General features: G+C 59.4%; 6 protein-coding genes. 3 read left to right on the top strand and 3 right to left on the bottom strand.

The features are described from left to right. Window positions 1-544 precede the first annotated feature (544 nt). Window positions 545-1,561 (bottom strand): hypothetical protein, encoded by a 1,017-nt coding sequence (locus AAY81_RS07470; protein WP_143117346.1) that lies wholly within the window; start codon window positions 1,559-1,561, stop codon window positions 545-547. A gap of 599 nt (window positions 1,562-2,160) precedes the next feature. Here AAY81_RS07470 and AAY81_RS07465 point away from each other — a divergent pair. The 3 genes from AAY81_RS07465 (at window position 2,161) to dtd (ending at window position 5,134) form a co-directional block, all read left to right on the top strand. Next, entirely contained in the window at window positions 2,161-3,240 is a 1,080-nt protein-coding gene (locus AAY81_RS07465; RefSeq protein WP_074777220.1) for an acyltransferase family protein, read from the top strand. Between the two features lie 188 nt (window positions 3,241-3,428). Next, window positions 3,429-4,649 carry a CDP-glycerol glycerophosphotransferase family protein gene (locus AAY81_RS07460; RefSeq protein ID WP_066663385.1) on the top strand — a complete coding sequence of 407 codons (1,221 nt, stop codon included), beginning with the start codon at window positions 3,429-3,431 and terminating at the stop codon, window positions 4,647-4,649. A 2-nt stretch (window positions 4,650-4,651) separates the two neighbouring features. Next, entirely contained in the window at window positions 4,652-5,134 is a 483-nt protein-coding gene (dtd, locus tag AAY81_RS07455; RefSeq protein ID WP_066663381.1) for a D-aminoacyl-tRNA deacylase, read from the top strand. A 212-nt stretch (window positions 5,135-5,346) separates the two neighbouring features. Here the strand turns inward: dtd and AAY81_RS07450 are convergent, their stop codons facing one another. Together AAY81_RS07450 and AAY81_RS07445 are read right to left on the bottom strand one after the other, a co-directional pair. Further along, the gene (locus tag AAY81_RS07450) at window positions 5,347-5,994 is read right to left on the bottom strand and encodes a class I SAM-dependent methyltransferase (protein ID WP_066663378.1); all 648 of its coding nucleotides are present in this window, start codon (window positions 5,992-5,994) and stop codon (window positions 5,347-5,349) included. 96 nt (window positions 5,995-6,090) lie between these two features. Further along, window positions 6,091-7,818 carry an aminotransferase class I/II-fold pyridoxal phosphate-dependent enzyme gene (locus AAY81_RS07445; protein WP_074777214.1) on the bottom strand — a complete coding sequence of 576 codons (1,728 nt, stop codon included), beginning with the start codon at window positions 7,816-7,818 and terminating at the stop codon, window positions 6,091-6,093. Between the last annotated feature and the right edge of the window lie 102 nt (window positions 7,819-7,920).

Genomic DNA, 7,920 nt, shown 5'->3' with positions numbered 1-7,920 from the left:
CTTCGTTATCTAGGACCTGCGGGCACAAGCCCGCGGGTCATGGATAGAGCGGGGGAGCGCGATCAAGGCCCAGGTCGGGCTCCTCCGTTTAAACCTATCTGCGCTGGTGGGCGATACCTCCGCCCACCAGCGCAGGCATTTTTTCGGGCCTTATCGCGCAGGTCGTTGCTTCCGCTCTGGTCGTCAGTCGTCGGCGTTATCCTCTCGTACTCACTCGAGTTTCACCGGCTTCGCCCTTTCCACACCTGCCCGAGCGTGCGCTTTGTCTTGGGGCCGCACCGTACGGGCGGCCATGGAAAGCCGCCGAGACTAGATTGCCCTGCTCGAGGCCCCGATCGTCTATCGCCTGCACTTTCGCATTTCCGCCTCCGCCGCCTTGCCCCTCAGCCTCGATTCGTTTTTCCGGAGAAACCGACCTCTCCGGATGGGCGCCATCGCGAAGCCCCAGCTCGCGAGTGTTCCCGAGCGCGATTCCGTCCGAACACTCCTCTGGCAGGTCCATTTCTCCGGAAAAACTGACGCGGTGGTTGCCTTTACGAGGGCGCTATAAACGGGGTTGCCTGCTTCCGTGTGTAAGAAAGCCGTGTAGTTGGGCGCGTTTGCGCTGCTGGATTGTTGTTAAGGCATGTGTCTTGCATCCCAGCATTCTGCCGACTTCTTCCATGATGCAGGCAAATTGAAGCTGGTCGGTGAATTGCCGATGCGTTAAGGACAACGCGTGGAGTCCGAGCATCTCGTAGGCATTGCGTTTGCGGATGTCCCGCTCGCGTTTGGCGCTGTCTGAGTGAAATGCGTCGCTGTCGTATTCGAGGACAAGTCCTGCGTTGGGCCAATAGAAATCGGGATAGATTTCTCGTACGCCCGCCGCTCTGCGAGCTGCTCCTTCTAGGGTGATCTTTTCGTTTAGCTTCGGTCGTGGCAGCCCGTATCCTCCCAGCCTATGCGATAGCGTCATTTCGAGCGCAATTTGCGATTCGCGTGGCGACCTTGAGCTATCTACGACGCACTCGGCTGCAAACCGTGCGCGTTTTACGCCGTGCACATCTGCTGCTCTTGCGATGTACGCACGTAAGCTATCGGCGGTTGTTGTATGCGGTCGCTTGATAATATTGGTTCCGCCCATCCCATCAGGGCGAAGCGCGTAGTCGCCGCATAACTCGAAGGCGAGCTCTGCGAGCTCGTGTCGTTCCGCGAAGCATCCCATCTGAACGAGGCAGAGTTCTGGGGTGGAGACAAATACGCTCAATTCGTCTTCATCTCCCGAAATGCTTCCCGCGAAGGTGATGGAACCGGGAGGTAACGGCGAGACTTGTCCGTGGACGCGCATATACGAAGTCCGTAGGGATGCGTTTCTCTTTGTTACGATCAGGTCTAATGGCGCTTCGATTCCCGAAAAGAGCTGCGCCTCGATGATCCTCATCGCCTGGTCTTTGCTGGGCGTAGCGGCTTCTGCCAGCGCGCACATTTCTTCGGATGGAGAGAGGGGGCGATGGAGTGTGCTCGACTTGCGCGCGCTCCAATATGCAAGTGCCGTGCGGTAACCAAGAATGAACGTCGTCAACGATTCCTCCCAATCCCGTATGCATGGGCCTGATAGAACCTAGTGCCGCTGAAATGTATGCCTTGGGCTTCGCCCCCGCAGATGCTTGATGGCTACCGAAAATGCGATTGGAAAGGCGTTTCGTCGAGGCGATTTGCCATCGAGTTTAGCGGACTGCAATCGCTAAATCTACTATATATTTCCCCAGATAAACGGGCTTTATCTTTGACCTGGTGCGCTATCGAAACGCGACCATTGCGCGACTGTTGTGCGACTCTCACTAACTGCGCGATATCCGTTGTGGTGGTTGGAGCGGAACCCGCCGCTGATGCGTTGCGTCCATGGATGTGCGCATGGGCTTTTCAGTTTTCCGGAGAAATGGACCTGCTTGTGGTGGGTTGCTTTGAAACCCCCAGTTCGATTTTTCCTTGGGCGCCATTTCGCCCGCGATAAGCAGTCTGAAACCCAGTTTTTCCGGAAAAATGGGGCGGCGTCATGATTCCATCTCGCTGATGTTTCGCTGGTCCCTTTTGCCTCTCGTTAGCGCATATGGCTACAATAGGCAAATGTATTCTGGCCTGGTGAAGCGTGAGAGAATCGGGGGAAGAATGGGGGAACACGTGAAGGACGCGGTAGCGCAATCGCATGGGCGCATTGCGTATTACGACAACGTGAAATTCGTGTTGATCGTCTTGGTGGTTGTCGGCCACGTTATCGACATGTGCGCTATCTCTCATCCGGGTGCGAAAAGCCTGTTCGTCTTCATCTATTCATTTCACATGCCGCTGTTTCTTTTCATCTCCGGCCTGTTCCTGAGTCGCGAACGACTTACGGGTCAGAAGACGCTTGAGCGCGTCGTGCAGATGGTCGCTCTCGGCTTTCTGCTGAAGGTCCTTCTGTTCGCGACGTATTTTGTGATCGCCGTTATCCAGGGCGGCGATACGAGTGCGGTGAAGTTTACCCTGCTCGGCGATGGAGGGATTCCCTGGTATCTCTTTGCACTCGCTGCGTTTTACACGTTCTCATGGATCTTGCGTCGTGTGAACGTTTGGGTTGTTCTGGTTGGGGCGCTCGTTTTGGGCATGCTGGTTGGCTATGACTCCAGCATTTCCGACTACCTTTACCTCTCGCGTATCATGGTGTTCCTGCCCTTCTTCTGGCTGGGCCATATGTTGAATCCCGCTCGGGTTGAGCGTGCGTTGGCGTACCCGTGGCTGCGCGTAGTGGGGGTCGTGGTCATCGTGGCTTTCGCTGTTTTGTGCCTTGTGCGCGTCGGTGACGCTTACCATTTCCGTCCGCTGTTCACAGGGCGGAATTCATTCGAGAACGCTATCAAAGCTGGCTTGGTAGGCTGCTCATGGATGCATCGCGGAGTGGCGTATGTCATTTCTGCCGCTATGTGCGCGAGCGTGTTGGCGGTTGTGCCGCGCCGCCGCATTGCACTTGTTTCGGAATTCGGAACGAGAACGCTGGCTGTCTACATGCTGCATTTCCCCGTTCTTTGCGCTTTGCACGCTTGCGATGCCTATGGCTTCCTGATGGCGCACGGCATCTCGTGGCCCTTCGTGTGCATTGGCCTGGGCGTCATCATCACCGTGGTGCTGTCTCTTCCCGTGTTCAGCAAGCCCTTCAGCTGGCTGGGAGCCCGGTTGCGTGGCGTGGCCCATGTGAGTGCCCGCGTGCGAACAACGGCGGCTTAGCGGCGTTCGTGCGACCCCGGACGCGTGTGGGCGGAGCATTTCCGTGTGGTCTATTTCGCGTACGGGACTGTTTCTCGTCGTGCGCGCAGTCTTCAAGCCGTGCCTTCGCCCTCGCTCGCCGTTTCCCGCTCCGTCCGTGCGTGGTGTATCCTATCCCAGTTACCTAGCATTGCCCGAACAGGAGACCCATGTCCATCCTCAAGCCGCTCTTGCGCATTCCGAAGCGTCTGATGCGCGAATTTTGCCTCTCGGTGTGGTATCCGCGCGTGTACCGAAGGGCAGCGCGTCAGCCGCTCGTTCCGGGCAAAGTCGTGTTCGTGGAAGTGCGCGAGCCGAAGCTCTCCGACAGCTTCAAGCTCATGCACGAGCGCTTGCAGCGCGAGTCTGGGCTTTCCCTCAGCGTGCTCTTCCTGGGCGAATCGCGCGTGCGCTACACCCAGTACCATCGCAACTGCCTGGCCATGCTCCGCGAAATCGCTACGGCTCCCTACGTGTTCCTGAACGATGCCTCGAACGTGGTCAGCTGCGTGCCGCTGCGCGAGGGCTCGCAGGTGGTGCAGCTGTGGCATGGCTGCGGCGCTTTCAAGAAATGGGGCATGAGCACGGCCGACCTGAAGTTCGGCGGTTCGCGCAAGCAGAAGCTGCGCCATCCGTTCTACAGCAACCTTTCGCTGGTAACCACCAGCAGCCCCGAAGTGAATTGGGCTTACATCGAGGCCATGCATCTGGAGGATATGCCCCAGGTTGTGCAGGCCCTGGGCGTCAGCCGTACCGATATATTCTTCCGTCCCGATTTCCTGCAGCGCTCGCATGCCCGCGTGGAAAAGGCGCTTCCCGGCATCGCTGGTCGTAAGATCCTGCTGTATGCGCCCACCTTCCGTGGCCGCGTGGCTAGTGCGGAAGGCCCCGACCAGCTGGATATCGAACGCCTGAAGCAGGAGTTTGGCGATCGTTGGGCGCTCGTCATCAAGCATCACCCCTTCGTGAAGCAGCCGCCTGCAATTCCCGACAGCTGCCGCGACTTCGCGTTCGACGTCACGCACGGTGACTTGGCCATCGACGAGCTTATGGCCGCCAGCTCTGCGTGCATTTCCGACTACTCGTCGCTCGTGTTCGAGTACTCGCTCCTGCGTCGCCCGCTGGCCTTCTTCGCCTACGACCGCGCCGACTACGACGATTGGCGCGGCTTCTACTACGACTACGACGAGCTTACGCCGGGCCCGGTGTGCACGACCACGGAAGAGCTGGTCGCGTGGCTGACCGCCGCCGAACGCGATTTCGACGCCATGCAGATCGATGCGTTCCGCGAGAAGTTCATGTCGGCCTGCGACGGGCACGCCACCGAGCGCATTGCGCAGGTCGTGTTTGGCTCCGCAATCGCCACAAACCTACCAACGGAGGGGGAATAGCCATGCGGGCTTTGCTTCAACGCGTTACGAGTGCCTCTGTAGCCATTCAGGATGGCACGGAAGGCACGTTTTCGGGCATTATCGAAGGTGAGCCCCACCGCGACATTTCGCGCGGTCTGGTGGTGTTTCTGGGCGTTGGCGAAGACGATTCGGAAGCCGAAGCCGAGCGTTTGTGGCGCAAGATTTCGCGCTTGCGCATCTTTGATGACGAGAACGGAAAAACCAACCTCTCGCTTGCGGACGTGAATGGGGAAGTGCTCGTGGTCTCGCAGTTCACGCTGTACGCGAACTGCCGCCGTGGTAATCGCCCCGGCTTCACCGAGGCGGGCAACCCGCAGAAGGCACGCGAGTTGTACCGCTATTTCTGCCAGTTGGCCCAAAACGACCTGGGCATCATTGCCGTGGGCGAATTCGGCGCCGACATGCACGTGTCCATCGAAAACAGCGGTCCGTTCACCATCTGGCTCGACACAAACGAGCTCTAGCCTGCGCTTCTCCGCGCACCCTTCATTTCGCGTGGCGCGAGCGGCTTCGCGAACGCGCGCATTACCACGCTGCAAGTTCGCGGCCAAATCCCGCAACGTCATGAGCCGTCGTCTGAGGCATCGTTTTCCCGCGCATGGCTACATGGTCTCATCCAACGAAAAAGGCCATCCCGCATTGCTGCGAGACGGCCTTGTAGCCCTATGGAAACCGGCTATTTCGTGGCGATAGCCGCCAGCCAGAGCGTATTGGGCTGCGTGCAGATGTCCACGCTGTCGAAGCCCGCTTCGCGAAGGAGGCAGCGAAGCTCGCCCATGGTGGGCATGAATAACCCGAACTGCTGCGCATTCGCCTGCACGTTTTCCGGCAGATTGCCGTTTTCGTACGCCTCGAGCGCAATGACCAGCTGCCCGCCTTGCCGCAGCACGCGGCAGATTTCGCCTAGGCCGGCGTCGGGGCGCGGCCAGAAGTACAGGCTTTCCACGCTGACTGCCATGTCAATCGACCCGCTGTCGAAGGGCAAGCGTTCCACGGAAGCGCGGCGTACCGTCATGCGGCCCGCTTCGATGGTCTTCTGGTTCGTTTTCCGTGCAAGGGCGACGGCTTCCTTGGAATGGTCGATGCCGTGCACGTGGCCGCCCGCGTAGCGTCGTGCGATGCGCTGCATGGTGGCGCCGCCTCCGCAGCCTACGTCGAGCGCTTCGTACCCATTCTGGAATTCCACGAAGCCCAGCGCCCACTCGGTGAGCTCGCCGTGGCTTTCGTTCATGCGTTCCAGCATGGCGCGCCCTGCTTCGCCCGTGGGGTTGCCTGGGTTGCCCGCTAGGGCATCTGCGGGTACGTTCGATGCGCTTCTGTTCATGTATGGCATCCTTTCGCGAGGTAACAAGCGGGCATGAGCCCGCTTTCAGCCGCCGCGCTAGGTGGTTCTCGCGAGGCGCGGCGGCCGGGTTGTGAGTTACTGACGATAGTACATCAGGAAGTCGGCGAGTTGTTCCATGGCGGTGCCCAAAACCTCAACACGCGGCAGATAAACCACGCGGAAGTGGTCGGGATGCGACCAGTTGAAGCCGGTGCCCTGCACGACGAGGATGCGCTTCTCGCGCAGCAGGTCCAGGGCGAACTGCACGTCGTCGGTGATGTTGAAGCGCGCGGTGTCGATCTTCGGGAAGATGTAGAACGCTGCCTTCGGCTTCACCACGGAAATGCCCGGAATGTCCTTCAGGGCGTTGTATACGAATTCGCGCTGTTCGTAGATACGCCCGCCGGGCACGATGTAGTCCTGTACGCTCTGATGGCCCCAGAGCGCCGTCTGCACGATGGATTGCGCGGGCACGTTGCTGCAGAGGCGCATGTTGGAAAGCATGTTCAGGCCCAGAATGTAGTCGCGGGCGATGCGCTTGTTGCCCGAAAGGACCATCCAGCCAATGCGGAAGCCCGCGATCATGTGCGACTTCGAAAGGCCGCTAAAGGTAACGCAGAACAGGTCGGGCGCCATGCTGGCGATGGAGACGTGCTCTTCGCCATCCATGACCAGGCGATCGTAGATTTCGTCGCTGAAGATGATGAGCTGGTGCTCGCGAGCGATGTCAACGATTTCCTGCAGTACCTCGCGCGGGTAGAGCGCGCCGGTGGGGTTGTTCGGGTTGATGATGACGATGGCCTTCGTGCGGCTGGTGATCTTCGAGCGGATGTCGTCCATATCGGGATACCATTCCGCCTGCTCGTCGCAGATGTAATGCACGGGCGTGCCGCCGGCAAGCGTCGCGCATGCCGTCCAGAGCGGGTAATCGGGCGAGGGGATGAGAATCTCGTCGCCAGAGTCGAGCAGCGCGGACATGCAGATGTTGATGAGTTCGCTTACGCCATTGCCCGTGTAGATGTCGTCCATGGTTACGTTGGGCAGTCCCTTGATTTGCGAGTACTGCATGATGGCCTTGCGCGCGCTGAAGAGGCCGCGGCTCGCCGAGTAGCCCTCGCAGTCGGTGAGCTGGCGGCGCATATCGTAGATGACTTCGTCGGGCGTGCGAAACCCAAACGTGGCGGGGTTGCCGATGTTGAGCTTCAAGACCTGTGTGCCCGCGTCCTCCATGCGGTTGGCTTCGTCGACCACGGGACCGCGCACGTCGTAGAGGACGTTATCGAGCTTGGAAGATTTGGCGAAGGTACGCATGTGTCGGGCCTCCAGGGGAGTGTTCGGGGTGGGTTGCGGAGCGGGGTGAGGTGCAGCGGCTCGTGCGGCGGCAGCGGTTGCTGCGGCAGCGAAGCCGGTTTGCGCAGCGGCAGTGGTTGTGGTTGGGCGAACGGGTGCCGCAGCGGGTTGTGTAGTCGATGAACTTGCCGTGGTTGCAGCGCTTGCCGCGGGCTGTGATGCCGCGTTCTGGAAATGAGGGCTGGCAGGTGTTGGTTCAACTTTTGCAGCGGTGGCTGCGGGAGCGGGTTCAATGGGCTTGGCAACGGGAATAGGGGTTCCATCGGCAAGCCATTCCTTCGAGACGCCAAGTGTGTCTGCAAGGAACTCCATGACGCCCGCTCGTGGGATCGTTTTTCCGCTAATATACTGGCTAACCTGGCTTTTTCCAAGTTTAACGTGGTTCTGGGCGGCAATATGAACCAAATCGATCTGCTTGAGGCCGCGCTGGTCCATTGCCAGCACCAGCCGATCTGCGAACGTTTGCTTTGCCATGGTGCCTCCTTGCTCCGGAAGTTCAATATCCCAAGCTTACCACCGCCCTTGTTCTGGTAAAAGCAACGAGTTCAAAATAGTTCAATAAGAAGGCGCAGATGG

It is taken from the genome of Denitrobacterium detoxificans, assembly GCF_001643775.1.
In the GTDB taxonomy this organism is placed as follows: domain Bacteria; phylum Actinomycetota; class Coriobacteriia; order Coriobacteriales; family Eggerthellaceae; genus Denitrobacterium; species Denitrobacterium detoxificans.
The sequence above is the reverse complement of the archived record's forward strand: the minus strand, read 5'-3'. Positions and strand labels throughout refer to the sequence as shown.

Coding starts and splice junctions, on each gene's coding strand:
- AAY81_RS07460 (WP_066663385.1), top strand. CDS start 3,429: ATGTCCATCCTCAAGCCGCTCTTGCGCATTCCGAAGCGTCTGATGCGC.
- dtd (WP_066663381.1), top strand. CDS start 4,652: ATGCGGGCTTTGCTTCAACGCGTTACGAGTGCCTCTGTAGCCATTCAG.
- AAY81_RS07450 (WP_066663378.1), bottom strand. CDS start 5,994: ATGAACAGAAGCGCATCGAACGTACCCGCAGATGCCCTAGCGGGCAAC.
- AAY81_RS07445 (WP_074777214.1), bottom strand. CDS start 7,818: ATGGCAAAGCAAACGTTCGCAGATCGGCTGGTGCTGGCAATGGACCAG.